Origin of the sequence: Citrobacter sp. C348 (assembly GCF_047467975.1) — a bacterium.
GTDB lineage: Bacteria > Pseudomonadota > Gammaproteobacteria > Enterobacterales > Enterobacteriaceae > Citrobacter > Citrobacter gillenii.
Map to the genome: position 1 here is coordinate 28,051 of NZ_JASJUJ010000002.1, position 26,860 is coordinate 54,910.

Annotated in this window: 15 protein-coding genes; 11 read left to right on the top strand and 4 right to left on the bottom strand. The window is 52.2% G+C overall.

What is annotated here, in order from left to right; all coding sequences use genetic code 11:
- Together QNN86_RS04110 and QNN86_RS04115 are read left to right on the top strand one after the other, a co-directional pair.
- Entirely contained in the window at window positions 1–1,302 is a 1,302-nt protein-coding gene (locus QNN86_RS04110) for an efflux RND transporter periplasmic adaptor subunit (protein WP_279277146.1), read from the top strand.
- A gap of 11 nt (window positions 1,303–1,313) precedes the next feature.
- Complete coding sequence (locus tag QNN86_RS04115; protein WP_117342176.1) at window positions 1,314–4,457, top strand: CusA/CzcA family heavy metal efflux RND transporter; 3,144 nt, start codon at window positions 1,314–1,316, stop codon at window positions 4,455–4,457.
- A gap of 43 nt (window positions 4,458–4,500) precedes the next feature.
- Here QNN86_RS04115 and rclR read toward each other — a convergent pair whose 3' ends face one another.
- Window positions 4,501–5,355: a reactive chlorine-specific transcriptional regulator RclR gene (gene rclR / locus QNN86_RS04120; protein ID WP_137400456.1), complete on the bottom strand. Its 855-nt coding sequence runs from the start codon at window positions 5,353–5,355 to the stop codon at window positions 4,501–4,503.
- A 236-nt stretch (window positions 5,356–5,591) separates the two neighbouring features.
- Between rclR and rclA the strand changes: the two genes are divergently transcribed.
- From rclA to QNN86_RS04150, 6 genes are all read left to right on the top strand, one after another.
- The gene (rclA, locus tag QNN86_RS04125; protein WP_414210674.1) at window positions 5,592–6,917 is read left to right on the top strand and encodes a reactive chlorine resistance oxidoreductase RclA; all 1,326 of its coding nucleotides are present in this window, start codon (window positions 5,592–5,594) and stop codon (window positions 6,915–6,917) included.
- A gap of 174 nt (window positions 6,918–7,091) precedes the next feature.
- Entirely contained in the window at window positions 7,092–7,328 is a 237-nt protein-coding gene (rclB, locus tag QNN86_RS04130; protein WP_220132994.1) for a reactive chlorine resistance periplasmic protein RclB, read from the top strand.
- Between the two features lie 11 nt (window positions 7,329–7,339).
- Window positions 7,340–7,900: a reactive chlorine resistance membrane protein RclC gene (gene rclC / locus QNN86_RS04135; RefSeq protein WP_181618847.1), complete on the top strand. Its 561-nt coding sequence runs from the start codon at window positions 7,340–7,342 to the stop codon at window positions 7,898–7,900.
- A gap of 387 nt (window positions 7,901–8,287) precedes the next feature.
- Window positions 8,288–8,983, top strand: a complete 696-nt coding sequence (locus QNN86_RS04140; protein WP_181618848.1) for a pilus assembly protein PilZ — start codon at window positions 8,288–8,290, stop codon at window positions 8,981–8,983.
- 21 nt (window positions 8,984–9,004) lie between these two features.
- On the top strand, window positions 9,005–9,586 hold the full coding sequence (locus QNN86_RS04145) for a helix-turn-helix transcriptional regulator (RefSeq protein WP_181618849.1): 582 nt from the start codon (window positions 9,005–9,007) through the stop codon (window positions 9,584–9,586).
- A 96-nt stretch (window positions 9,587–9,682) separates the two neighbouring features.
- A complete protein-coding gene (locus QNN86_RS04150; RefSeq protein WP_414210675.1) occupies window positions 9,683–10,450 on the top strand; it encodes a putative bifunctional diguanylate cyclase/phosphodiesterase in 768 nt (255 codons plus the stop codon).
- 135 nt (window positions 10,451–10,585) lie between these two features.
- Here QNN86_RS04150 and QNN86_RS04155 read toward each other — a convergent pair whose 3' ends face one another.
- The 3 genes from QNN86_RS04155 to QNN86_RS04165 all read right to left on the bottom strand — a co-directional run bounded on the left by QNN86_RS04155 (window position 10,586) and on the right by QNN86_RS04165 (window position 22,504).
- A complete protein-coding gene (locus tag QNN86_RS04155) occupies window positions 10,586–19,939 on the bottom strand; it encodes an autotransporter outer membrane beta-barrel domain-containing protein (RefSeq protein ID WP_414210676.1) in 9,354 nt (3,117 codons plus the stop codon).
- 196 nt (window positions 19,940–20,135) lie between these two features.
- The gene (locus tag QNN86_RS04160) at window positions 20,136–20,714 is read right to left on the bottom strand and encodes a helix-turn-helix transcriptional regulator (protein WP_414210677.1); all 579 of its coding nucleotides are present in this window, start codon (window positions 20,712–20,714) and stop codon (window positions 20,136–20,138) included.
- A 614-nt stretch (window positions 20,715–21,328) separates the two neighbouring features.
- The gene (locus tag QNN86_RS04165; RefSeq protein ID WP_414210678.1) at window positions 21,329–22,504 is read right to left on the bottom strand and encodes a DNA repair protein; all 1,176 of its coding nucleotides are present in this window, start codon (window positions 22,502–22,504) and stop codon (window positions 21,329–21,331) included.
- 300 nt (window positions 22,505–22,804) lie between these two features.
- Between QNN86_RS04165 and QNN86_RS04170 the strand changes: the two genes are divergently transcribed.
- From QNN86_RS04170 to QNN86_RS04180, 3 genes are all read left to right on the top strand, one after another.
- Window positions 22,805–23,887, top strand: coding sequence for a YncE family protein (locus QNN86_RS04170; protein WP_115259151.1), 1,083 nt, complete (start codon window positions 22,805–22,807; stop codon window positions 23,885–23,887).
- Window positions 23,888–24,053: 166 nt separating this feature from the next.
- Window positions 24,054–25,448, top strand: a complete 1,395-nt coding sequence (pheP, locus tag QNN86_RS04175) for a phenylalanine transporter (protein ID WP_414210679.1) — start codon at window positions 24,054–24,056, stop codon at window positions 25,446–25,448.
- A 166-nt stretch (window positions 25,449–25,614) separates the two neighbouring features.
- Entirely contained in the window at window positions 25,615–26,856 is a 1,242-nt protein-coding gene (locus QNN86_RS04180; RefSeq protein ID WP_115259150.1) for an MFS transporter, read from the top strand.
- The last annotated feature ends 4 nt before the right edge of the window (window positions 26,857–26,860 follow it).

The window sequence follows — 26,860 nt, forward strand, 5'->3', positions numbered from 1 at the left end:
ATGGCGTCTTTAAATATTAAAAATACCGCGCTTATTCTTGCCAGCATGATTGTCGGTGGGGTTATTGCCGTCGGTATCTATCCTTATTTGTCATCAGCAAACGTCCCGACCGACAGTGGCCCCGATGCGCAAAAAGAAGCGCGTAAAGTCCTGTTCTGGTATGACCCGATGTATCCGAATACCCGTTTTGATAAGCCGGGTAAATCGCCGTTTATGGATATGGATCTGATCCCGAAATATGCCGATGAAGAGACCGCGAGCGACGCCGCCGCAGGGGTGCGAATCGATCCGACGCAAACCCAAAATCTGGGGCTAAAAACCGAGGCCGTACGTCGTGGACCGCTGCAGTATGCACAAACGTTCCCGGCCAACGTTAGCTATAACGAATATCAGTTTGTGATTGTGCAGGCCCGCTCAGCGGGATTTATCGAAAAAGTGTATCCGCTGACTGTCGGCGATAAAATTAAGCAAGGCGCGCCGCTGATTGATCTGACCATCCCCGACTGGGTTGAAGCGCAGAGCGAATATCTGCTGCTGCGCGAGACCGGCGGTACCGCCACTCAAGTCGACGGTATTCTCGAAAGATTGCGTCTGGCCGGGATGCCCGAACAGGACATCCAGCGCTTAAAATCGACGCGGAAAATTCAAACCCGCTTCACCCTGCGCGCGCCCATCGATGGGGTGATAACCGCCTTTGATTTGCGCACCGGCATGAACATTTCGAAAGATAACGTGGTAGCAAAAATTCAGGGCATGGATCCGGTGTGGGTCAGCGCATCGGTCCCGGAGTCTATCGCCTGGCTGATTAAAGACGCCTCGCAGTTTGCGATTACCGTACCCGCCTGGCCGGATAAAACATTCACCATCAGCAAGTGGAGTATTTTGCCGAGCGTGGATGCCACGACGCGTACCCTCCAGTTACGTTTGCAGGTCGAAAACCCTGATGAGGCACTCAAGCCGGGGATGAATGCTTACCTCAAGCTGAAAACACAAAGTGAGCCGATGCTGCTGATCCCGTCCAAAGCGCTGATTGATACGGGCAGCGAGCAGCGGGTGATCACCGTGGATAACGACGGACGCTTTGTGCCGAAGCAGGTTGCCGTATTCCATGAATCTCAGGGGCTAACGGCTATCCGCTCCGGTCTGGCGGAAGGTGAGAAGGTGGTCTCCAGCGGCCTGTTCCTGATTGATTCCGAGGCGAATATCGCCGGGGCGTTGGACCGCATGCGCGCCCGGAAGAGTGGGACGCCAGACGCCGCGGCTATGCCCGCAATGCCGACCCCGGCGACCCATTCACACTGAGGATATAACACATGATTGAATGGATTATTCGCCGCTCAGTGGCTAACCGTTTTCTGGTGATGATGGGGGCGTTGTTCCTCAGTATTTGGGGAACATGGACCATTATCAACACCCCAGTAGATGCACTGCCGGATCTCTCAGATGTGCAGGTGATTATTAAAACCAGCTATCCGGGACAGGCGCCACAAATCGTTGAGAATCAGGTCACTTATCCTCTGACCACCACCATGCTGTCGGTGCCCGGTGCGAAAACAGTGCGCGGTTTCTCGCAGTTTGGTGACTCTTACGTGTATGTCATTTTTGAAGATGGCACTGATCCTTATTGGGCACGCTCCCGCGTACTGGAATATCTCAACCAGGTACAGGGGAAACTGCCCGCAGGCGTCAGTGCGGAAATGGGGCCGGATGCCACCGGCGTCGGCTGGATCTTTGAATATGCGCTGGTGGACCGCAGCGGCAAACACGATTTGGCCGAGCTGCGTTCTCTGCAGGACTGGTTTTTAAAGTACGAGTTGAAAACGATTCCCAATGTCGCAGAAGTAGCGTCGGTAGGCGGCGTGGTCAAAGAGTACCAGGTGGTTATCGACCCGATGAAGCTGACGCAATACGGTATCAGCCTGGCTGAGGTGAAATCGGCGCTGGATGCGTCTAACCAGGAGGCGGGTGGCTCATCCGTGGAGATGGCGGAAGCGGAATACATGGTGCGTGCCAGCGGGTATCTGCAAACCCTCGATGACTTCAATACTATTGTGCTGAAATCTGGGGCTGACGGTGTGCCGGTTTACCTGCGCGATGTTGCCCGCGTGCAAATTGGACCGGAAATGCGCCGTGGCATCGCCGAACTGAATGGTGAAGGCGAAGTGGCTGGCGGCGTGGTGATCCTGCGCTCGGGTAAAAATGCACGTGACGTAATCTCCGCCGTCAAAGCCAAACTTGAGACGCTGAAAAGCAGCCTGCCGGAAGGCGTTGAGGTAGTTACAACATACGATCGCAGTCAGCTTATCGACCGCGCGATTGATAACCTGAGCTACAAGTTGCTGGAAGAGTTTATCGTTGTGGCGCTGGTGTGTGCGCTGTTCCTGTGGCATATCCGCTCGGCGCTGGTCGCCATTATTTCCCTGCCGCTGGGGCTGTGTATTGCGTTTATTGTGATGCATTTCCAGGGACTGAACGCCAACATTATGTCGCTTGGCGGCATCGCCATTGCTGTAGGGGCGATGGTTGATGCCGCGATTGTGATGATTGAGAACGCGCATAAGCGGCTGGAAGAGTGGGCGCATCAGCATCCGGGAGAAAAGCTGGATAACGCCACGCGCTGGCAGGTGATCACCAACGCCTCGGTGGAAGTGGGACCGGCGCTATTCATCAGTTTGCTGATTATTACCCTGTCGTTTATCCCTATTTTCACCCTTGAGGGGCAGGAAGGGCGACTGTTTGGCCCGCTGGCGTTCACCAAAACCTATGCCATGGCTGGGGCCGCATTGCTGGCGATTGTGGTGATCCCAATCCTGATGGGATTCTGGATCCGCGGCACGATCCCGGCGGAAAGCAGTAACCCGCTTAACCGTTTTCTGATCCGCATTTATCATCCGCTGTTGCTGAAGGTGCTGCACTGGCCGAAGACCACCCTGCTGGTGGCGGTGTTGTCGATCCTGACGGTTATTTTCCCGCTCAATAAAGTCGGCGGCGAGTTCTTACCGCAGATCAACGAAGGTGACCTGCTGTATATGCCCTCGACCCTGCCGGGGATCTCGGCGGCGCAGGCGGCGGATATGCTGCAAAAAACCGACAAGCTGATCATGACCGTGCCGGAAGTGGCACGGGTATTTGGTAAAACCGGTAAGGCCGAAACCGCCACCGATTCCGCGCCGCTGGAAATGGTTGAAACCACCATCCAGTTGAAACCGCAGGATCAGTGGCGTCCGGGGATGACGATGGACAAAATCATCGAGGAACTGGATAAAACGGTCCGGCTGCCGGGCCTGGCAAACCTGTGGGTACCGCCGATTCGTAACCGCATCGACATGCTGTCTACCGGGATCAAAAGTCCAATCGGGATTAAGGTCTCGGGTACCGTGCTGGCGGACATTGACGCCACGGCAGAGCAAATCGAAGAGGTGGCGAGGACCGTGCCGGGCGTCGCGTCTGCGCTGGCGGAACGTCTGGAAGGCGGGCGCTATCTCAGCGTCGATATTCAACGTGAAAAGGCCGCGCGTTATGGCATGACCGTAGGTGATGTACAGCTGTTCATTACCTCGGCGGTCGGCGGCGCGATGGTGGGCGAAACGGTGGAAGGGATTGCCCGCTATCCGATCAATCTTCGCTACCCGCAAAGCTATCGCGACAGTCCGGAAGCGTTACGACAATTGCCGGTCCTGACGCCCATGAAGCAACAAATCACGCTGGCGGATGTGGCGGATGTGAAGGTTGTTTCAGGCCCGTCGATGTTGAAAACCGAGAACGCACGCCCGACCAGTTGGATCTACATCGATGCCCGCGATCGTGACATGGTCTCGGTGGTAAACGATCTGAAAAAAGCGATTGCCGAAAACGTCCAGCTAAAACCGGGGACCAGTGTGGCGTTTTCGGGCCAGTTTGAGCTGCTTGAACGCGCCAGCCATAAGCTCAAACTGATGGTGCCGATGACGCTGATGATCATCTTCGTGCTGCTGTATCTGGCGTTCCGTCGTTTTGGTGAAGCGTTGCTGATTATCACCAGCGTGCCGTTCGCACTGGTGGGTGGGATCTGGTTCCTCTACTGGATGGGGTTCCATATGTCGGTGGCGACCGGCACCGGATTCATTGCGCTGGCAGGTGTTGCCGCCGAGTTTGGCGTGGTGATGTTGATGTATTTGCGTCACGCCATTGAGGCGGAGCCCGCGCTGGAAAATCCGCAGACCTTTACGGTGGCTAAGCTGGATGAGGCGCTGTATCACGGGGCGGTGCTTCGCGTGCGCCCCAAAGCGATGACCGTGGCGGTGATTATTGCCGGCCTGCTGCCGATTTTATGGGGCACCGGGGCCGGGTCGGAGGTGATGAGTCGGATCGCCGCCCCGATGATTGGCGGTATGATCACCGCGCCGCTGCTGTCGCTGTTTATCATTCCGGCTGCGTATAAGCTGATGTGGCTGCACCGCCATCGTTCGCAGAAATAACGCCTGAATAGCGTTGCGCCGGAGAACGTAATACGGCGCAACGCTATTTTTCCAGCGCCTTGACCCGCTTTCTGTACTCACCCGGCGTGCAGCCGTATTCACGCAGAAAGACTTTGTGAAACGATGATTCGCTGGCATAGCCCACCGCCTCAGCAATCACGATCAACGGCCGTGAATCACGCGCTAACATCTGGGCGGCGAATTGCAGACGCAATGTGGTTAAGACCGCGAGCGGCGTGGAGTTTGAGACTTCACGAAACAGTTGCGCGAAGCTGGCCCGCGACATATGCGCGCGCTGCGCCAGCTCTTCGACAGTCCACGGATGAGCGGGCAACTCCAGCATCAGGTTAGCGATAACCCCCAGTTTGGGATGCAGCAGCAGATTCAACATGTTTTTACCCGGTGCGACCCGTGTCAGCCACTCGCGTACAGCAAGGGTAAACAACGTGGCGCATTGCTGGCTGCATACCACCTCAGAACCTGGCAGCGTGCTCATTGATTCCCGTTGCAGCAGTTCAATCATGGCTCTCAGCCACTGACCAACAGGGCTATTTTCCTCGGGGGCCAGAATGAGCAATTCCGGCAGTGCGGTTAAAAAATAGCGTGAAGATGCCTGCAACCGTAGGCTTCCGCAGACGAGATGCGTTTGTTCCTCGCCTGACTGGCACAGCCGGTGGGCGGAGTTTTGTGCCAGCATAACCACTGCGCCAGGATGCAGCGTGTAGGACGAGCCGTCCGGGAGATCAAGCTGAGCCGCACCCTGAGTTACCGTATGCCAGCGAATAACCGACAGCTCTCCCGCCGCATGTGGCAACTGCCAGTCTCTGCTCAACAAGCAGTTTTTATCAATAGACCCCTGCGGGTCATTAAGCGTTAATAATCGGCTAAGCGCGTCCATCAAGACTCCTGAACAATTTTATACCCTTAGGGAGATATCGCCATTATCGCTATAATTTTATATTAAATTAATACCATCAAATGGTTAGTTGGTAATATGGTTTGTGCTTTCAAAAATTTGCATGGTTCACTTTAGACGATTTGACATAAATAAGCGCGTTATGGATACGCTGTTTATGTTCGTCAGTCCTTATACTTCGGGTTAACAAATGAACAGTGATTTTGCAAAGAGGCAGTATGAATCAGTATCAGGCGATCATTATTGGTTTTGGCAAAGCAGGTAAAACGCTGGCGGCGACGCTGGCAAAAGCAGACTGGAAGGTGGCGATTATTGAGCAGTCCAACACCATGTATGGCGGGACATGTATCAATATCGGCTGTATACCCACTAAAACGCTGGTACATGATGCAGAGTTGCAGCATGACTTTGCCGCCGCAATGCAGCGCAAAACAGAGGTTGTAAGTTTCCTGCGTGATAAAAACTTCCATAACCTTGCCGATCTGGACAATGTTGATGTGATTGAAGGGCGCGCCGAGTTTGTGGACAACCATACTGTACGCGTCGTCCAGTCGAGCGGCACGCGTGAACTTCACGGTGAGAAGATTTTTATTAATACTGGTGCGCAGTCGACGATGCCTGATATTAAAGGGTTAACCAGCACGCCGGGCGTGTTTGATAGCACCGGATTGTTGAATCTGACGCAGCGCCCGCAACGGCTGGGAATTTTGGGCGGTGGATACATTGGCGTCGAGTTCGCCTCGATGTTTGCCAACTTTGGAAGCAAGGTCACTATTTTCGAAGCCGCACCGTTATTTTTACCGCGTGAAGATCGGGATGTTGCCGATGCGATTGCCCAAATCTTGCGCGATAAAGGTGTGGAGTTGATCCTTAACGCCAATGTACGCTCGGTGTCGCCCCAGGACGGCGCGGTACAGGTACAGATGCCCGAAGAGACGCATTTGGTGGACGCGTTGCTGATTGCTTCAGGGCGTAAACCGGCAACGGAAACACTGCAGCTGAAAAATGCCGGCGTGGACGTTAACGAGCGCGGCGGGATTATCGTGAATAAATATCTGCGCACTTCGGCAGATAATATCTGGGCCATGGGCGATGTTACTGGCGGCCTACAATTTACCTATATCTCCCTCGATGACTTCCGCATTGTTCGCGACGGTTTATTGGGAGAAGGGTTGCGCAACACCGGCGATCGCCCGAATGTGCCGTATTCTGTGTTTATGACACCGCCGCTTTCTCGTGTCGGGATAACAGAAGAGCAGGCCCGAGCCAGCGGGGCGGAGGTTCAGGTCGTGATGTTACCCGTTGCGGCGATCCCGCGGGCTCGGGTGATGGATGATACGCGCGGTATGCTCAAAGCCGTGGTTGATGTGAATAGCCAACGGATATTAGGCGTCTCGCTATTGTGTGTGGATTCACATGAAATGATTAATATTATTAAAACCGTAATGGATGCCGGGTTACCGTATACCGTATTACGTGATCAAATATTTACGCATCCCAGCATGAGTGAATCATTAAACGATCTTTTCTCTTTAGTTAAATAATAATAATTATGTCTGAAACTTTGCCCCACCCGTGTGGGGCTTTTTTTGTGTGCGGCACAATATTTAAATAATACGTATGAACAGTTATTTTGGCGTAATGGATGGCAGGAAATAAAGCGGATTGATTTATTCTGTTGCGACTGAAATAACCCGTTAATGGAAAGAAAAATGAATATGTTGAAAGCAACTTTACTGATGACCTCGTTATTGTCTGCTCCGGTGACGTTTTCCGCGCTGGCGCAATCGCCAATCGAAATAGCCCGTGTTAGCGTATCTGCAATCTCTGCCACACCCTCTGTTGTCGAGGATGAGATTGCGAAGCTGGCACAGGAAAAACAGGCATCGTCGTGGAAAATCACGTCCATGAGAATTGACAGTAGCTCCCACGCCACGGCGATTCTGTACAAATAAGGGCAATCTCAATGGAAAAGTATCTTCGCTTACTGGGCAGGGCCGATCGCGTCGGGTTAACCCTGATTCGTCTGAGCATCGCCATTGTGTTTATCTGGATTGGTTTATTAAAATTTGTGCCTTACGAAGCCGACAGTATTACGCCATTTGTAGCCAATAGCCCGGTAATGTCGTTCTTTTATGAAAATCCGCAAGAGTATAAGCAGCATTTGACGCATGAAGGCGAATTTAAACCACAGGAGCGGGAATGGCAAACCGCGAATAATACCTACAGCTTCTCTAATGGACTGGGCGTGGTTGAGATTATTATTGCCTTGTTGGTGCTGGCAAATCCGCTCAGTCGTTGGTTGGGATTAATTGGCGGGGTTCTGGCATTCGCCACACCGATTGTCACTCTGTCTTTTTTAATCACCACGCCGGAAGCATGGGTTATGCCGCTGGGCGATCTGCACCACGGGTTTCCGTATTTATCGGGGGCCGGGCGGCTAGTGTTAAAAGATACGTTAATGCTGGCGGGTGCCGTAATGATTATTGCGGATTCAGCCCGGAGCATTGTTAAGCAGCAGTACTGATTTCTCACGTTGTACCCTCTGTAAGATAGTATGCCACTAGAGTTTAATACGGTAATTACCGGAGCCAGCATGATGCTGGCTTTTTTTTGCCATAAGCTAAATTCGTTATCCCCAAACCCCAGCTTAAAGCGTCTTTTTATTCTTTTTTGTTATGCTTGTTGCGCAACTTCGTGTGGTTTTAGACATCACTTCAGCTAGAATTAACCCGTATCAAACGTTTTTACATATCAATAAAGCATTAAAGATAGTTAAAAACTTAATTTTTTATCAACAGTTTGACATGGAATCCACTAAGGTAATTAAGCGCCAGGAGTGGATGCTGATTTCGTGTTTTTGTCTGCGAACAAGACCGGAACATATCTTAAATATGGAAATAAGGGTTTGAGAATGAGCTTTGGATTAGCAAAGGACAACAAGTTTGAAATCATAGCGATCCTGCGTGAAGAGTTGCACAAGAAGACTAAACTGGAAGTCTTATGTGAAAACAACAGCGTTATCACACAGTTAGAAAAAATTGATTTCGAGCACTTTGTGCTTTCCCCGCACAAAGACATCGTTCCTGAAAAGGTCCAATACTTCATCCTGCACAGTGATAGCGGGATTGTTAAATTTAGCGCCAGATACGAACAGGCGTCCTCGGGTGATGCGCAATCAGGGTTGTCGTACCTTATCCCGGATATGATTTTCTTTGCGCAACAGCGACAGAATCAGCGTTTCTCCTTCCTCAAGGGCTATGATTTTTTCTGTTCTGGTCGTTACAAAAACGGCGAAAATTACTCACTGAAGATTAAAAATATTTCTCAGGGCGGCTGTGCATTAATCGCCAGGGATGTGAATGCACGATTCCTTTATAAAGATGCGGTTATTAAAGGTGCCAGCCTGGATTTTGATGTATTTGGCAGTTTACTGCTTGATCTCAAAGTGATTGATGTCGTCATGATCAATGAGTTTGATGATGATAATGAGTTGTACTCCTGCTACCAGATATCGTGCGAGTTTGATTTTAAGCACCGTCGTGAAGAGGCGGAAGTCGAGAAAATAATCATCAAATTTTTAATGAGCAACAAGATTCGAAGTTTATAAGGAGCGGTGAACAGGATGTTGATGTGTGGCACTGATAATTTTGTGGGCAGCGGTATGTTCGCCTATCTGACAAGTAAACATGTCCCTATCAAAACATTCCCGTTTGAGGACATGTTGCAGCAATCATCATTGTGCCAACATCAAACAATGGTTTTTAATATCATTAACAATGAACAACCGTGTTCTGCAATTGTGCAGTTTTTGAATAAAAACCGATTTAAATTTTATAATAACGTTATTGTTATTGTTGCTGACAGTTTGGTTGCGAAATTATGTGTTGAGTTATTATATGTGGAAAAAACCATTGTCCTGACGGAAAAGTCATCACTGCGTGATTTTGCACAACTGGCTACGCTGGCGGTCGGGAAATGGAATCCCCGGCTGTATCGGTCGCAGAAAAGACTCACGGAAAGAGAGCAGCAGATCCTCAATCTGTTGGTAAGTGGTTATACTGCCAGAGAAATTTCTGAATTAGTCAGTTTGAATTATAAAACGATTCAAGCGCACAAGATGCGGGTCGTTACGAAACTGGGGCTGGCCAATACCTCTGATTTAAATAAATTAATTATTAGGTTTACCCATAGCTTGTCTTTTTTACCCTGATCTGAATATTCTTTTCTGATGTGAAATACGTAAAAGTAGATACAATTTGGGAGTGATTTCGACTGGTTTTTGTTGTGGTGATGGGGGGGGAGGGGTGTGTTAGATTCCAGTGATGTGCTAACGGCGCTTGAAAAAGCATTCAATACCAGTCAGCTTTATATGGTTTATCAACCTATTTTTAACTTACAAACCCACACTATTAGTGGGTTTGAAGCGTTAATGCGTTGGAATAGCCCACAGATGGGTATGATCTCCCCTGATGTTTTTATTACGGTGCTGGAAAATAGCGGCAATATATTTTCCATAGAGGAGATGGTAAGCAACCCTCCATGGGATATTGCCGCCTCCTGGCCAGATCCTCTTTCTCTCTCTGTTAATATTTCTGCCCTTGAATTCTGCGATCCACTGCTCCCACAACGTGTCAGACAAAATCTCGCCGCCAGTGGACTGCCTGCTCATCGATGCCAAATAGAGATCACGGAAACGTCGCCGCTGTGCGACAGCCAGATAGCCGCTAAAAATATGACAGAACTGAAGGCGATTGGGGTGAAGCTGGCGCTTGATGATTTTGGTACCGGGCACGCGAACCTTAATTATCTGCTGAAGTATCCGTTTGATACCTTAAAGATTGATAAAGAATTTGTTGCAGGCATCGAGCCCGATACCCGATCGGCAAAGATCGTTGAGGGTATTATTTCATTAGCGCACAATTTTGGCATTGAAGTGCTGGCGGAAGGGGTAGAAACCCATGCCCAGTTAGAACGTTTGACGCTGATTGGCTGCGATAAAATTCAGGGTTTTTTCATCTCGCCTCCGGTGATGGCCGAAGACATTCCCGCACTGTTAACGCCATTTAACCGTTAATCACTCTCTCCCTGGGCTGTAACGTCTTTTTCCGCATGGCAGCGCACGTGCCGTATCCGGCCTGCCGGTGTTTGATTCTCTCACGCATAAAAAAGCCCCCCGTAAAAACAGGGGGCGGGTTACGTTTAGGTCAGATTAAAACGATCTTTTAAAGCCAATCGATGCATTGACCGGGGCTTCAACCTGCGACTTACTGCTGCCATTGCTAAATTGTGTACCCAGTTCACCGTAGACCTGTAGGTTCCTGTCAATAGACCAGCTCAGGCCGGCTGCCACTTCGGTGCTGGAGTACTGCTGTGACGATTCCAGCGTAGTGGTGGCCACCGCGTTGCTAAACTGCGTCTTGTCTTTTGAACCCAGACCCTGCCAGACGTTCACCCGGCCATAAGGCTGGAATTTGCCGTGGTTGGTATCATAGTCTGCAACCAGACGCACACCCAGACGCGCGGTAAACGAATCAGCGGTATCCATTTTCACTTTCGTTTGGGTCACGCCATCAAGCCGACCGTTATCAAAATCGCTGTATTGGTAGATCAACTGAGCCTGCGGCTCCAGACTCCAGGCGCTGGCGCCTAAACGGAATGACTTGCCCACTTCCGTTGAGGCTGTCAGCGTATTGCCTTTCACCGTGTACGAGCCGTTATTCCCGGATGCCGACAGACGGGATTTATGGTTACCGTACTGCAGGACGTTGTCGACATACATTCCGTCATCCGAGAACCAGGTGGCATAACCGCCAACGTAAAACGCGTTGTCATCGATATTACCGCCTTTGCCATCGCTGCCGGTTTTGGTGCCTTTAACATTGCTGTCGATGTCGAGCACGCTGGCATACATCCCGGCTTTCCAGCTTTCATTGGCGTACATATCGACACCGACCTGGATGCCCATGGTATGTGAGCTGGTTTGTGTCCCTGTCGCATCGTCCAGCTTGGTTTTGCCGGAGTAACCAATCATTCTGGCCCACGCGCGGTTATCTTCATCAATACCCGGTTTCACCTCGTCACCCATACGCTGGTGCATGTTACCCAGCAGGCTGATGTCACCCTGGCGAACCACGCTGGCGAGGCCGGAGTACAGCATGGTTTCCGGACGGTATTCGCTTCTCAAATACCAGTTTTCACCCTGACCTTGCGCGTTACCGGCATGCAGTTGGTACTCAAATGCACCCGCAGCCATGCGTTCAGCGGCGAGATGGAAGGCGTCTCGCGAGGTCTGAGCGGTGGTGGTGGCGCCATTCAGCGCGGTGACCACTTCGATGCCGTCACCCACGGTAGGCGCGCCGAGGCCGGAGCCGTCAACATCAAGCAACGTTTTCCCGCTGGCTTTACCGCCATCGATAATCAGGCGATCGGCAATACCCGCGCCGCGGCCATTCTGCGTGGCTGCCATGTTGATGGTGCCTTTCTCGCCGCTGTAGTCTCCTTTGACGGTTAAGGTTGTACCAATTTGCTGACCGATAAGCGACACATCGCCACCGTTACTCAGTCCGCCTACCGTCTGGTTGTAGCCTTGGGTGTTAAGCGTAGTGCCCGCAACCACATAGTGGTGCGACGCCGCGCTCAGGGTGTTGGTATCACCCGCTTGCAGCACGCCGTGGGTAATCAGCGTTGCGCCGCTGTAGCTGTTTTTACCCTGCAACTCGGTGGTGCCGTTGCCGGTCTGGTGCAGTTGACCTTTGCCGCTGATATCACCGGTTAGTGCCAGGGTATCAGCGCGATTGACGTTGAGCACGCCGTTATCAACGATATCTCCTTGAATGCTGCCGATATCGCCGCCGGTGCCGAGTTGTAATACGCCCTGGTTGATGGTGGTACCGCCGGTGTAGGTGTTATCCAGCGTCAGGGTTAGTGAACCTTTACCGGTTTTGATCAACTGGCCATGACCTTCGACTTCGGTCAGTAGAGAGACATCATGTCCGTTGGTGTCGAACGTCCCGCCGCCGGATTCCAGCGTTACCTGACGTGCGGTATCGAACGCGTCGCCATATTTCAGCGTACCGCCATTAAAGGTGATGCCAGTCTCTGGCGCACCGAGGTGGGTATCCCCCGCGACCTGAAGCGTACCTGAAGTGATAGTGGTGCCACCGCTGTAGGTATTGTCGCCCGTGAGGATCAGCGTACCAAGATCGCCTTTATTCAGACCGCCTGTGCCGCGGATCACGCTGTCAATGGTGGCGGTGTAGTTAACGCCGTCTACCGTACCATCGCCAACGCGGATCAGCGTATTGGCGGTATCGGTGGTGATAGCCTCTCCGCCGACGCGATAGCCGTCGGTGGCGAACTGTGCGCCGCTGATGATGACGTCGCCTTTGCTGTTATCGACCATCACATTGCCTGCCTCGCCCTGGAAGACGGCAAACGCGGCATCGGTAAATGGCGCGTTCAGCGCGCCTTCTGGCGTGGATTCATCGGTGGTCCAGTTGTCATTCCCCTGGCTTGATTGCCAGATCCCGTCGCCACCGTTAATCACGCCGTTGTTTTTCAGCTCGCCATTCTCACCGCCGGTACCGTCCCAGAAGCGCAGCGTCAGCCCGGCATGGTTGACCAGGTTTACCTGATTTTTAACCGAGGTTTGCACATACAGGCTGTCCGCGGCTTCCGGCGCGTTAGCTATATCCATCACGTTGTTGGTCAATGTGCCGGTATAGTTGATCACGCGATAAACCCCAACGTCAAAGCTGCCGTTTGGTGAGGTCTCGATGTTGAGCTTGCCGTCGAGCGTCAAATCGCCATTGACATCAATCAGGTCGTTAAAGGCTCCGCCCGGGGTATAGGCTTGGCCAAACTGATAATCCAGCTGCGCGTTATCGCTCAGCGTCAGCGAACCGGTGGTCAGTTTACCGACGCTGTTGATGGCCGCACCGGCGGTAATGTGACCGTTATCCTGCACATCCACCGCGCCGCCGATAATGCCGTTACCGCCGAGCGTAGCGCCGGTTTTCACCGTGACCTGGCCGGTTGCGGCAGACTGATTACCGTTGACCAGCAGCACGCCCTGGTCAACATCCGTGATGCCGGTCCAGGTGTTGTCGCCGGTCAGGGTCAGCGTACCGTCGCCGATTTTCACCAGGCTGCCGTCGTTGCCGCTGATAACGCCGCTGATAGTGTCAGCCAGATTTAGATTACCCAGCGACAGTTGCTTGTTACCCAGCTCGACATTACCCGCACCGGACAGTGAACCGATGGAGGTGGCGCTGTTGACTGCGCTGACATCCACCAGGCCGTCCGCCAGGTTTTTGACCACCGTATTTTCCGCCATTGCGTTATCAGCCGCGGTCATCAGGCCGCTGTTGTTTACCGTGGCATTGCCGCCGCTGGCGTTGTCTTCCAGCGCCAGGGTGCTGTCTTTCGCTACGTTGACCGTCGCGTTAGCGGCGGTGGCTTTATCGCGTAATACTGCTTTCGCTTTACCTGTCAGATTCAGGTTGGCGCTGGCGGCAGTGACGGTATCGGCCAGCGTTAACAGACTGTCGGCGATGTTCATGGTCAGCGATGTCAGGCTGGTGTCTGCACCATTGATGTTCAGCGTTGCGCCGTTATTGACGTTAACAGTGCTGCTTTCATTGCTGCCGAACGCTCCGGTTTTGCTGACGTTAACCGTCACATTATGGCTATTCCCGGTCCCGGCAATTTCGGTTTCCCCTTGGTAGCTGTTGGCGCGGTCAAGCGTTAAGGTGCTGCCCGCATCGCTTGAGCTACTGGTCACTTTCAGCTTGCCATCTCCGGTAATATCGCCGGTTGGGGTGAAATGGTGCGAATTGAGATCAAATACCGCCGCGTTAGCATTGGCGCCCAGCTCGATGGTACGGTTGCTGGTCAAATCAGCGCCCAGTTGCAGCGTGGAGGCGTTATTGATGACCAAATCCGTGCCACTCTGGCCGAGGTTGCTGTCGGCGGAGATTTGCAAGGTGCCGCCGTCAATGCGCGTACCGCCGCGATATTCGTTATCACCGCTGAGGATCAGACGGCCGAGGTCGGTTTTCACCAGCGTCAGCCGATCGCGGGCGCTGGCCTCGCGAAGGATAGATTCAATGGTCGCGGTATAGTTTTGTCCCGCACCACCGGCCCCGACGCGCAGCAGCAGTTCACCGGTGCCCGGCGTTTGACCCGCATGTGTGGCCGTTTCGGTGGTGGCATAAGCGTTGAGCGCATCACCTTTCACGACATAGCCGTCGGCGTCAAACTGTGCTCCGGAGAAATTGACGTCACCTTTGGCGTCATCCACGGTGACGGTACCGCCTTTGGTGGTAAACACGGCGAAGGATTTCTGCGCCCACGGTGCGTTGCCCTCGCCGGTGGCCGTTGTCCAGTTGTTGTCGCCCTGATCGCCAATCGCCATCCATTTGCCATCGCCGCCGTCAATCTTGCTGTCGCCTTCAATGCCCGATTTACCGTGACTTTGGTTGACGGTTGCGCCGTCCCAGAATTGCAGCGTGACGCCGTTGGCGTTGACCAGGTTGACCTGTTTGTCGATAGAGGTCTGGACAAAAATGTTGTTCTTATCCTGACTGTCCGGCACCGTGCCCAGCTCTAATGTCCGGTTATCCAGCGTGCCGCCGTAGTCATAAATACGGTATACACCCGGTCCAAAATTGCCGCCCTGAGATGTGGTGACGTCCAGCGTCCCGTCCAGTTGCAGGTTGCCGCTGACAGTAATCAGGTCATTCAGCGCGCCACCCGGGGTATAAGCCTGACCCAGCTCGAAGGCGGAGGTGGTTTTGCTGCCCAGTTGCAGGCCGCCGTTAATGGTTAACGTTCCCGCACCACCGTCACCCGCGCTGAGGGTCGAGGCGTCGTTCATCAGCACGTTGCCGCCGATAATACCGTTACCGCCAAGCGTGGACATGCCGCTGACGGTGGTTGCGCCCGTAGCCGCACTCTGATTACCGTTTACCAGCAGCGTACCGTGGGTGACGGTGGTGTCACCGGTATAGGTGTTATTGCCCGCCAGGCGCGTAATGCCACCGCCGATTTGCTGCAACGCGCCGATACCCGAAATCACGCCGCCGAGCAGCACATTATTGGCGCGATTAATCGCCAGTACGCCGTTGTCGAGGATGTTTGATACGGCGCTGACTTCGCCGGTATCGCCGCCGGAACCTAACTGCAGCGTCCCCGTTTGATCAATGGTGGTAGAACCGGTGTAGCTGTTGTTGTTGGTGAAGATCGTGGTCCCACCTGCCGCACGTTCAAATTTCCCGTCACCGCTAATGACACCGTTGTAAATTTGCGCGGCTGACGTATCACCATGGGCGTCAAAGATAACCCTGCTGCTGGTGCCCTGGGTTTCCACGTCATAATTGCCAATGGTCGCGGCGGTGCTGGTGGACTCGACGTGGTCGCCGGTGCGTAGCGTTGCGCCATTGCTTACACTAATGGTATTGCTTGCCAGTTCCAGTCTTTCGACGACGCGGACATCCGCGTTTGAACCGGTAATGGTCAGTGAGTCCCAGCCGGTGCCAATGTTGGTGCCGGTGGTCTGGTTATCGCTGTTCAGGCTGCCAATTTTCGCACTGTCGCCGTGGGTGTTGGTGAAGGTGAGGGCGTTGCCCGTACCCGCAGCGGTAATGATATGGCGCGTTTTATCCAGCATCACATCGCCGATATCGGCCGTATTGTTGCCGCCGGTGCCGGCGAAATTCACCTCGCCCGCAAAGGTGCCATTTTGCCAGTTAAAGGTGTCCTTACCTTCACCGGTGTTGATCACGCCGCTGGTCACACCGCCGCTGATATCAATGGCGTCATTGCCTTTACCAGACTGAATGGCTACAGCCGTGTCGTTGATGGCCTGCAGGGTGCCGGTGTTGGTGATTTTTTTATTGCTGTCACCGCTGGCATCAATCACCGGTGCGCTGGTGCTGGCAGAGATAATTTTGCCGCTATTGCTGACGGCACGGACGTTCTTCGCGATGATCGCCGAGCCGCCTGCGCCGTCACGTACATTGATATCGGCATTGGTGGTGAGCGCGCCATCGGTATTCGCGCGAATACCGCTGCCTTCAGCCTTAAGGACCTCAATGGTATAGCCTTTGCCTATGCTCAGGTCGCCCGATGTTTCGCCGCCATTACGTTGTTCAAAGGCGAAGCCGGTACCTTTCCCGTGAACGTTGAGGATATTTCCCTCGCTGTCACGATCGGTCATGGTGAGCGCCACGCTGGTGCGGATCCCCGCGCCATCGTTGGAGTCAATGGTCACGTTGCGCAGCAGGATATTGTTGTTGTTGGCATCGTTTTGAATGCCTGCGCCAGTTCCATCGGCGCGGATCATCACGCTTTGCGCGGACAGCGCACCGGCTTTATCGGCGAGGCGAATACCGTCAGCGGAACCGTTGGTGGTAATACTGTCACCGGAAATGCCATTAATCAGTAAACTGGCACCTTCAGTCAGTAGAACACCGGCAGTACCATCATCGACCAGGATTTGGCCCAGTTTATTAATCTGCGCACTGGCTCCCGAAGCCCGAACACCGATACCGTTACTGACATGCAGGGCATTGTCGGAATTGTTGGTGAAACGCCCGCCTTGCTGTACATCAACACCGATGCTGTCGGTGCTGGCTAGATCGATAATGGCGTTGGCACCAAGGGTCAGATTGCCGAGATTTCTTGCCACATAGGCAATAACCTCGTTACCGCCAGTTTCAGAGGTGATCTTCGCGTTTGAGGTGAGGGTAGTTTCAGTCGGGTTACCTTGCTCGTCGTCGCCATTCAACTGATGCGCCTGACCGTCAACAATCCCGGCAATGGTTCTTTCACCGGTTAAATTGATGGTGGTTTTATCGCTGATGTTACCTGTTGCGCCGCCTTCAATCAGCAGGGCTGCGGAATCGGAGCCTTTCACGCTAAACGTGGCTTCGCCGGTGTCTACACTACTGCCTGCGCCGGTGGCGAGGACGCCGACGGAGTTTTTGCCGCTTAAGGTCAGGTCGAGATTGGAACTCGAATTATCTTTCGGGTTGGTCGTATTACCTGCAAGTTTTGCACCATTAGCGATACGAAAAATAGTGGTGTTAGCCTGACCGTTGTCATTCATCACCGCCTGACCAATGTTGGCGGTAGCCCCTTTGCCATACAGGTAATAACCAATCTGGTTGGTGCTGTTGAATAGTGGACTGCTCAGGGTGTCGACATTCGCGATGGCGTTATCACGCACGTGCACGCCGATGTTCCCGGCTTTGTTAAGTGTGATAGCGGAATCGACGTTGACCGTCGCCTGACCATTAACGCCACCCTCAGCCCAGATAGCGTAGTTACGGTTACCCACACCGCCGGTACCGTCTACCACAATAGAGCCTGAGTCGCTGGTGGTCACCAGGGCATTTTTTTTCGTCGCGCTGACGTGAATGCCGACGTTGTTGGTGCCATTGACGTTGATCTTGCCGTCATTGCGAATGATCTGACCACTTTCAGCGCCACTGTCACGAACAGTGATGCCGTAGTTCTTGATATTCCCTCCACGACCATCGCCATTGACCACAATATTGCCGGTATTCAGCACGTTGCCTGTCGCGTTGCCGATCAAGATCCCCGCAGCGTTGCGTATGCCGACGCCCAGCGTGATGAGCCCCTTATTGATGACCTCGCTGGCACTTTTGGTCATGATCCCGGCGCTTGGGCTGGAGCCGCCTGGCAGGGTGGCATCCAGGGACAGGTCATTGGCGTCGCGGCCAAGATAAATAGAGGCATTCTGCGCGTTGGTAAAGGTCGCGTTGTCGGCGACTTCTACGCCAAAGGCGGTGCCTTTACCAAAGGATGCGCTGTTTTTGCTCCCGTCGACGATATTGATAACGCCGTTATTCACGCCCTGTGCAGTGTTGGACAGTTGCATGCCAATGGCCAGCGTCAGCGAGGTATCAGGATCATCTTTACTCCAGGGATCGGCGGCAGAGGCGGTACCGAAGTTATCGGTGGTGATGGCCTGGTTGATGGTGCCGTTGTTGGTAATGGTGCTGGCGCCTTGCCCCTGCATGCCAAATGCGCCGTAGCTGCTGACCTTTTGATTGCCGTCTTTATCAATAAACAACCCGGAGTTGATGGTGCCGTGGTTGGTAGCAGTGGCGTCTTTCGCCAGCATGCCGATGGCCAGACTTTGCCCGCCGGAGGAACGCAATGCGTTCAGTTCGCCGAGGTTAGTGATAACCCCACCGTCAATGGCTTTCATTACGCCATTAATGCTGCCGTCAACGGCGATCATCGCACCTTGGTTCAGGGTGCCGGTAGTCCCAGCGCCGTTGGCATAGATGGCGTGCAGCTCACCACGCCCGGCGGTAGTGTTATTCGTATGCGACAGGCCGTCGGTCCAGACGTCATAATCCCAGGAGATAACGTCAGATTTTTTACCGGAACTAAGCACGTTTTCAATCAACTCGGCATACTTCGCTTGCGCAGCGGATACCGTCGTTATTTGGCTATTTTCGGCATCCAGCCACAGCTGGATCTGGCTGACTTTTTGTCCATCCGGTTTTTGTGCGGCGTCATCACTTTCGCCTAATAGCCAGCTATTGAACTCAGCCAGCTCAGCGGCCGTTGTAATCGAGATCGTTTTGGTACCTGTTTCGATAACCTCACCGGCATCGTTATAACCGTAAGCCATTAGCGTTACATCAGTGCCAAATACGGAGGTGGTTTGTGAACCGTTAAATGTTTCCGTTGGTACAACCGGGGCAGCGTTGAATTTTATGTAGTTATCGGACTGCCAGTTCACCTTGCTGTTGGCGCCCTGCGCTTGCAGCAGTGAGGAGTCCTTGGCCAGCAATTCGATGGTATTGGCCTTGTCACGTACGTAAAGCGTGTCGTTGCCAATATTCAGATTGGCGATGCCTCCGTTTGTCGCCAGAGCGATACCAAATTGCTTATAGACTTGCGTTTGCTGTGGATCATAAGTGTTCAACACCGCATCACCGATTTGTGATTCGGTGATAAACCCGGCTAATGCGCTGGTATCAAAGACTTTAATCGGCTCGGGTTCTCCCGGAAGCGCCGGATCAAAAACATCAAAGTCCGTGCTCTGCGAAGGTTTCGCCGATTGAGTATGAGTCAGGTATTCTGCCAGTTGCTCCACGGTGGAGATCGTTTTGACATTCTGATCGGGGCTGGTGGCTTTTAGGGTGATTTTTCCGTCTTGCAGCAGCTCTCTGATGGTGGTTGACTCCACAACGCCGCTTTGACCTGGGGCAATCGTTGGGATTGCGCCGCTGATGTTGAGCGCCTGACCGGTAGAGTTATCTTCATATAAGAAGCCATAATTATGAATTCCCTCATTTACCTCAGCTGAAATACCTCTCTGATAGTCAGTATAAATATTGTGCTCACCTGTATCGATAATCGGTGCCGCAGATGCCAGCATTGAAGCACCGCTTAATGCACTGGCCGCCAGTACCGCGACAGTTTTACGCGAACTGCTTTTTTTCTTGCCTTTGGTTAATTCAGAAACGACAACCCAGATACCGAGTACCGCGTTCCAAATAATGCTGTAAACTTTATTCATATATAACCCTTATCTGCATTTTATATTGCATGCGTTATTACGTTGAGTTGTTGGCTATGGTTGGCACGCGGGAGTGCTACCTGGCAGGTCGATTTTTAAAAATGGGGATACCTTCCGGGTTTCGCGGAATAAAAGACGAACTGAAAGTGAGTCCCTTTTAAAAAATAATCGTTATGGTCGTCCTTAAATAAGTCAGTTACGGCTGGCTATAGTGCGAGATGGTGTACTTGAGCCGGGTATTGGTTTTGCCAAGCTTTCTGGCAATGTTGCTTTTGTACGCCCCAATGGTTTTTTCACTTTTTTGCGATGCGCCGGCGATTTGAGTCAGCGTCCAACCGCGGGCCAACATCATCATGACGTTAAATTCGTTTGCGGTTATTTTGTTATGTACTGCTTTGATAGTGCGTGATTTTTTTATTTGAGTGATAGAGGTGAATGCGTGCAAAAGTTGATCAAGAGAGTCGTCTTGATCGAGAAAATGCATGTTCATCCCGCAAACGGTTTGAAAAAGTGAAAAAGTGGCTTCATCGGCCAGAACGATAATCATCGTCGCAGGGCGTAAGGCCATGTTGCGGATAACTCTGGCATATTTTAAAAAATCAGAATTGCCAGGACTAATAATGATGCAATCCAATTTATGAGAATGTATGTTGACGGCAGAAAGCGTCTGAGAGGAGTGGTACGTGATATCCGTAAATAATGCTGAACCACGTAAAATTTCTCGCATGCCAAGCCACGGGTAAAGTGAGTCACCCAAAAATATAGCTTTAGACATAACGATCTCCTTGAAATTTTGATGCAAGCAATCGCCTCTTTTTTTTATTGAAAAGAGTTCCTCGCGATGCGTGAAATGTTAATTAAAACGAATATTCCGTTCTGTGTTTTGAACGTATCCTTATTAATTTTGGTTTCAACAGATACTTTCTGTATTTATTAAAATCTTTAACTATTCTTAATGTTGATATTACACTTTGTTAAAATTTAAGATAAATCGTTTAAATCACCTCTGGGCAGTTGATTGATAGATTTCGCTTATGAATCGAGAAAATTGCGGACTGGATAACCCTAAATACACAGGGGATTCTGATGGGTGTGGCTAAGAAGGTCGCCAAAAAAGAGCGTAATTCAGTTGGATAGGGCTCATTTTTAGCACAATGAGAACGCTGTAAGATAATTCTTAACTTAAACCAGGCTGGCGCGGAGGGTGTATAGGGGAGGGATGAAAATATTGCCATATTCAAATTTATTTACGTCTTCATTTTATTTTATGGTGTTATGTGCTTTGATTTTATAAATTTAAAGGATTTAATTCTAAAATTGTCTTTTTGTGCTTAATTTGAAAATCACACGAAAGAATTGCGGTTCGCTTGTTTTTTGTACGTTGCCGGCTTATCCGGCCAGCAGTTCTTGCTCGACCTGGCGTACCTGATCTTCCAGCGTATTGCGAATCTCGGTTAACGCCCGTTGTTGGTCGGCAAAGTAGGCTTCCTTATCTGTCACAGAGGCGGCGAGGCGCCAGGCGTTCTCAGCTTCCAGTTCGCTAATTTCATTGAGCAAGCTGCTAATTTGCTCTCTGAGCTGCTGTATCTTGCGGCGTAAATGTTGCAGATCGTTAAGGCGGTCGCTTGCCATCATCGGTTCGAGACCGTTTTGCAACTGGGTAAGTAGCGTACGAACGGCGGCCAGATCGGCATTTTGTCGCGCCTGATTCAACTGTACCATCATCTGGTGCGCTTTATCTTTCAGGTCATCCGCAACCACGTCCGGGTGGCACAGGCGACTTGCCTGCCGCCACAGGCGTTTTAGTTCATTGCGCTCATCATGAGAAAGTGTCCGTTCGCGGTTATAACGATGCTGAGCGTCCTGCTGTTGCTCCTGATATTCATCATATTCGTGACGGGCTTCTTCCTGCGCCTGGCGGGTGGCGCTGTCATCCTGGCGGGAAAAGTCGTTTTCCAATTCGCGAATTTCCGCCAGCAGGGCGGTGATAAGCTCCGTTTGCTGCTGAATGCGCTGCCGGGTTTCCACTGATTCGCGCGAGTCTGAACGCTGGCTCATCCACTGCTGTTTGAGCTGCGCCAGTTGATCGACCGCCTGAGAAATAAAGTGCTGACAGGACTGATAATCTTTTTCCCGGCGTTTGCGCTCAGCTTCCTGCTTACGTTGCGCACTGGCGGCCAGATGTTTACGCAACTCGAGAATACGACTCATCAGTGGCCCAAGGTGCTGATGATACAAGTCGTTGAAGTCATCAAGGATTTGAATGCGTGCATTGCGTTTATCAATTAAGTCGCGCAACTGTGTTTCAAGTGCTTTTAGCTCAAGTTTGCTGGCAGCGATGCCGGGATCTTGCCACGTTGATACTGCTCGCTGTGATTGCAGCCAGCCGGTGATTTCATGCAGGGCATCGCTGAAGCGTCGTGCTTCAAGCGCCTGAACGATCGTTTTGAGTACGTCCGTCAACGTGTCATTTTTCAAATGCACCAGTTGCTGGAAAATGATCTCATCATCTTCCAGTTCGATGGCACTTTTGATGATTTCAAGACGTTTAATGATCTTATTCATGACGGTCGCTGCCCGGCGTGGCTTAAAGCGCGTGACAGGAACCTGACCTGGGGAACGCGTTTAAAAATGTTGAAAAAACAGTAAGGTGCATTTTGTGGCCTGCGGTGCCTTTTCGTCCAGAATAATTCACGGTAATTATAAGAAAGCGGAGGTAGCGCGCGTCAGTCGCACTCTTCAAACCTTCGTTTCATCTTTTTTATTCACGATCTAATTATTCTTGATTCAATAAAGATAATGCGTATAGTTCTCATTCTCTTTTGTTATTAACCATTTCCGTACACTCTGGTAAGGATCCCCGCAATGAAAAAAACAACATCCGCTCTGGCATTGCTGATTGCCGCAGCGCTAAGTGGCTGTGCCGCACATTCAACGCCAGCCAGTCGTACGGCGGTACAGGAAAAAGCGGTGACGCCAGCTGCTACTGATGTCCAGCAGCGTGCGTTGGCTGATGGTCTGTATGAAATGGCGCTGAGTCCGGCGGGCGATGCACTGTATGTTGCCAGTGCGGAAGGATTTAAAGATGTCCAGGGCGGGGTGGTTTACAAACTGGATCCGAAAACGCTCAAGACGCTCGGTCTAAGCCATACCGATATGAAAAACTTTGGTATGGCGCTCTCGCCAGACGGTAAAACGGTGTACGTTACTAACTCACTGGACGGCGGCCTGAGCGCCCTGAATACCGCCGATGGTAAAGTGAAAAATCGTGTACTGTTCCCGGAACGTAATGCCGAAGGTTTCCCGTACGGTGCGCGCCAGGTGCTGCTGCATAATGGCCTGCTCTATATTGGCGCGGTGGCTGACCCGGCGGTAATTTGGGTGGTGGATGCCGAAACCCTGAAGCTGAAAACCCGTATCAAAAACACCGGTAAATGGATGACCGGTCTGCATTACTCTGACGTCACTCAGCGTATTTATGCCGCCAATGGCGGTGGCGAAATCCTGGTGATCAACCCGCGTAATCAGCGTATAGAGAAACGCTGGAAGCCGCTGGGTGAGAAACCTGCGCTGTTGCTGAATATGGCAGAAGACGCGCAAACGGGCCGTTTGTTTGTCACCGATAACTCGCAAGCGAAAACGACTCTGGTGCTGGATATCCACACCGGTAAATTGCTCAAGCAACTCGATGTTGGCGATTCGTTGGCGGTGAAATTCAATGCAAAGCGCAACGAAATCTATATTACCCAGCGCGATGCCGGGAAACTACTTAGCCTGAATGCAACCGACTACAGCGTGAAGAAAAGCTGGGATCTGCCGCCGAACCCGAATAGCCTGCTGCTCTCTGCGGATGGGCAAACGCTGTTTGTCACTGTGAAGCAGAAATTCAATAAAGACCACTCCACGGATGCACCCGATAACGTGGTGCGTATTGATCTGAATAAATAACAACAACGCGTTGGCTTCCGCTAACGCCCGTTGATTTGTGACTTTTTTCCTGCGCCTCGGTGCGTTGGGCAAGGATGCCCGGCGTATCCAAACGATTGCGCCTTGCGACAACCAGGTTGAAATGTTAAAAGAAGCCCCTTCAATATAAACGACACAGGGGTAGGGCGTGAAAAACGCGTCATCTGCATCCGACACCAGCGTGTCCGATGCCGCGTCAACGAGTGAGCCGACGCTTCAGCGGGGGTTGCAAAACCGCCATATTCAGTTAATTGCGCTGGGCGGCGCAATTGGTACGGGTCTGTTTCTGGGCATTGGCCCGGCGATTCAAATGGCAGGACCGGCGGTGCTGTTGGGCTATGGCGTAGCCGGGATCATCGCGTTTCTGATCATGCGCCAACTGGGCGAAATGGTGGTTGAAGAACCCGTTTCCGGATCGTTTGCCCACTTTGCCTATAAATACTGGGGACCGTTTGCCGGTTTTCTGTCTGGCTGGAACTACTGGGTGATGTTTGTGTTGGTCGGCATGGCTGAACTGACGGCGGCTGGGATCTACATGCAATACTGGCTTCCCGATGTGCCTACCTGGATTTGGGCCGCCGTATTCTTCGTGATCATCAATGCCATCAACCTGGTCAACGTGCGACTGTATGGCGAAACCGAGTTTTGGTTTGCACTGATCAAAGTGCTGGCGATTATTGGCATGATTGGCTTCGGCGTCTGGATGTTGTTGTCTGGTCACGGTGGCGAACAGGCAAGTATCGATAACCTCTGGCGCTATAACGGCTTTTTTGCCACCGGCTGGAACGGGCTGATCCTCTCGCTGGCGGTGATCATGTTCTCCTTTGGTGGGCTGGAACTGATCGGTATTACTGCGGCAGAAGCGCAGGATCCGCAAAAAAGTATTCCGAAAGCGGTAAACCAGGTGGTGTATCGTATTCTGCTGTTTTACATCGGTTCACTGGTGGTGCTGCTGGCGCTATATCCGTGGGTTGAAGTGAAATCAAACAGCAGCCCGTTTGTGATGATTTTCCATAATCTTGACAGCAACGTGGTGGCTTCCGCGCTGAACTTCGTTATTCTGGTGGCTTCTCTGTCGGTGTATAACAGCGGCGTGTACTCCAACAGCCGCATGCTGTTTGGCCTCTCCGTGCAGGGCAATGCGCCGAAGTTCTTGACCCGCGTCAGCCGTCGCGGCGTACCGGTTAACTCTCTGGTGCTTTCCGGGGCGATCACCTCGCTGGTGGTGCTGATCAACTACGCGCTGCCGCAAAAGGCCTTCAGCCTGCTGATGGCGCTGGTCGTGGCGACGCTGCTGTTGAACTGGATCATGATTTGCCTGGCGCACCTGCGCTTTCGCGCGGCAATGCGTCGCAAAGGGCGTGACACTCAGTTTAAAGCGCTGCTGTACCCGGCCGGAAACTACCTGTGTATTGCGTTCCTCGGCATGATTCTGGTGCTGATGTGCACCATGGATGAGATGCGCCTGTCGGCGATGCTGCTACCGGCGTGGATCCTGTTCCTGTTTGTGGCCTTCAAACTGCTGCGCCGTAAAGCCCGCTAATCCCTTACCGATCTCATCCTTTGCGATGAGATCGGTCACTCCCTGAACTTTATCGTGATTGATCTCCCAGTTCTGTTCTTACTGACAGGATCTTTATTTTGTAATCGATTACTTTTCATTTGAACCTATTTGTAATCGATTACTTTTTTAAAGGGTGGGGCAAAAAATGGTGTCGACAACCGAGAGTAGTGGAAAACAGAGCGTACAGTACCGGCTGCTGGTGCCGCGGCTGTCGCTGATGATGTTCTTACAGTTCTTTATCTGGGGAAGTTGGTCCGTCACGCTGGGGCTGGTGATGAGCCAGCACAACATGTCACTGTTGATTGGTGATGCGTTTTCCGCCGGGCCGATAGCCTCAATCTTGTCGCCATTTGTCTTAGGCATGCTGGTGGATCGCTTTTTTGCCTCGCAGAAAGTGATGGCGGTGATGCACCTCGCCGGGGCGGCGATCCTGTGGTTTGTGCCGCAGGCGCTGGTAGCGCAAAACGGTGCGCTGCTGATTGGCCTGCTGTTTGGCTACACGCTGTGCTACATGCCGACGCTGGCGCTGACCAATAATATCGCGTTTCACAGCCTGTCGGATAAAGACAAAACCTTCCCGGTAGTGCGGGTATTTGGCACCATAGGCTGGATTGTTGCGGGGATCTTTATCGGCGTGACCGGTATTTCTGATACCACTGGCATCTTTACGCTGGCGGCGGTTATCTCTGTGATTCTGGCGCTCTACAGCCTGACGCTGCCAAACACGCCTGCGCCCGCGAAAGGGTTGCCGGTAAAAGTCCGCGATCTTTTTTGCGCCGATGCTTTCGCCTTACTCAAAACCCGTCACTTCTTCGTCTTCTCACTCTGCGCCACGTTAATCTCGGTACCACTGGGGACCTACTACGCGTACACCGCATCGTTTCTGGCGGATGCGGGCGTTGGGGATGTCAGTACTGCGATGTCGTTCGGTCAGATGTCCGAAATCTTCTTCATGCTGGTGATCCCATTCCTGTTCAGACGGCTGGGCGTGAAATACATGCTGCTGATCGGTATGTGTGCCTGGTTTGTGCGTTACGCCTTCTTTGCGCTGGGCATCAGCGAAGAAGGGCGCATCCTGCTGTATCTCGGTATTTTGCTGCACGGGGTGTGTTACGACTTCTTCTTTGTGGTCGGCTTTATCTACACCGACCGTATTGCCGGGGAAAAGGTGAAAGGCCAGGCGCAAAGCATGATCGTAATGTTTACCTACGGGATCGGCATGCTGCTGGGCTCGCAAATTTCCGGTGCGCTGTATAACCGTCTGGTGGCGGGTCAGGCAGTACCTGAGTCATGGATCCCGTTCTGGTGGATCCCGGCGGTTGCAGCGGCGGTGATTGCCGTGATTTTCCTTTTCTCTTTTAAGTATGACGAGAAAGAGCAGGCGTAATATT

What these genes read in the sequence shown, in the direction of transcription:
- QNN86_RS04115 (WP_117342176.1), top strand. Translation starts at nt 1,314, where the DNA reads ATGATTGAATGGATTATTCGCCGCTCAGTGGCTAACCGTTTTCTGGTG.
- QNN86_RS04140 (WP_181618848.1), top strand. Translation starts at nt 8,288, where the DNA reads ATGAGCTTTGGATTAGCAAAGGACAACAAGTTTGAAATCATAGCGATC.
- QNN86_RS04165 (WP_414210678.1), bottom strand. Translation starts at nt 22,504, where the DNA reads ATGAATAAGATCATTAAACGTCTTGAAATCATCAAAAGTGCCATCGAA.
- rclB (WP_220132994.1), top strand. Translation starts at nt 7,092, where the DNA reads ATGTTGAAAGCAACTTTACTGATGACCTCGTTATTGTCTGCTCCGGTG.
- rclA (WP_414210674.1), top strand. Translation starts at nt 5,592, where the DNA reads ATGAATCAGTATCAGGCGATCATTATTGGTTTTGGCAAAGCAGGTAAA.
- QNN86_RS04180 (WP_115259150.1), top strand. Translation starts at nt 25,615, where the DNA reads ATGGTGTCGACAACCGAGAGTAGTGGAAAACAGAGCGTACAGTACCGG.
- QNN86_RS04110 (WP_279277146.1), top strand. Translation starts at nt 1, where the DNA reads ATGGCGTCTTTAAATATTAAAAATACCGCGCTTATTCTTGCCAGCATG.
- rclR (WP_137400456.1), bottom strand. Translation starts at nt 5,355, where the DNA reads ATGGACGCGCTTAGCCGATTATTAACGCTTAATGACCCGCAGGGGTCT.
- QNN86_RS04145 (WP_181618849.1), top strand. Translation starts at nt 9,005, where the DNA reads ATGTGTGGCACTGATAATTTTGTGGGCAGCGGTATGTTCGCCTATCTG.
- QNN86_RS04155 (WP_414210676.1), bottom strand. Translation starts at nt 19,939, where the DNA reads ATGAATAAAGTTTACAGCATTATTTGGAACGCGGTACTCGGTATCTGG.
- QNN86_RS04170 (WP_115259151.1), top strand. Translation starts at nt 22,805, where the DNA reads ATGAAAAAAACAACATCCGCTCTGGCATTGCTGATTGCCGCAGCGCTA.
- QNN86_RS04160 (WP_414210677.1), bottom strand. Translation starts at nt 20,714, where the DNA reads ATGTCTAAAGCTATATTTTTGGGTGACTCACTTTACCCGTGGCTTGGC.
- rclC (WP_181618847.1), top strand. Translation starts at nt 7,340, where the DNA reads ATGGAAAAGTATCTTCGCTTACTGGGCAGGGCCGATCGCGTCGGGTTA.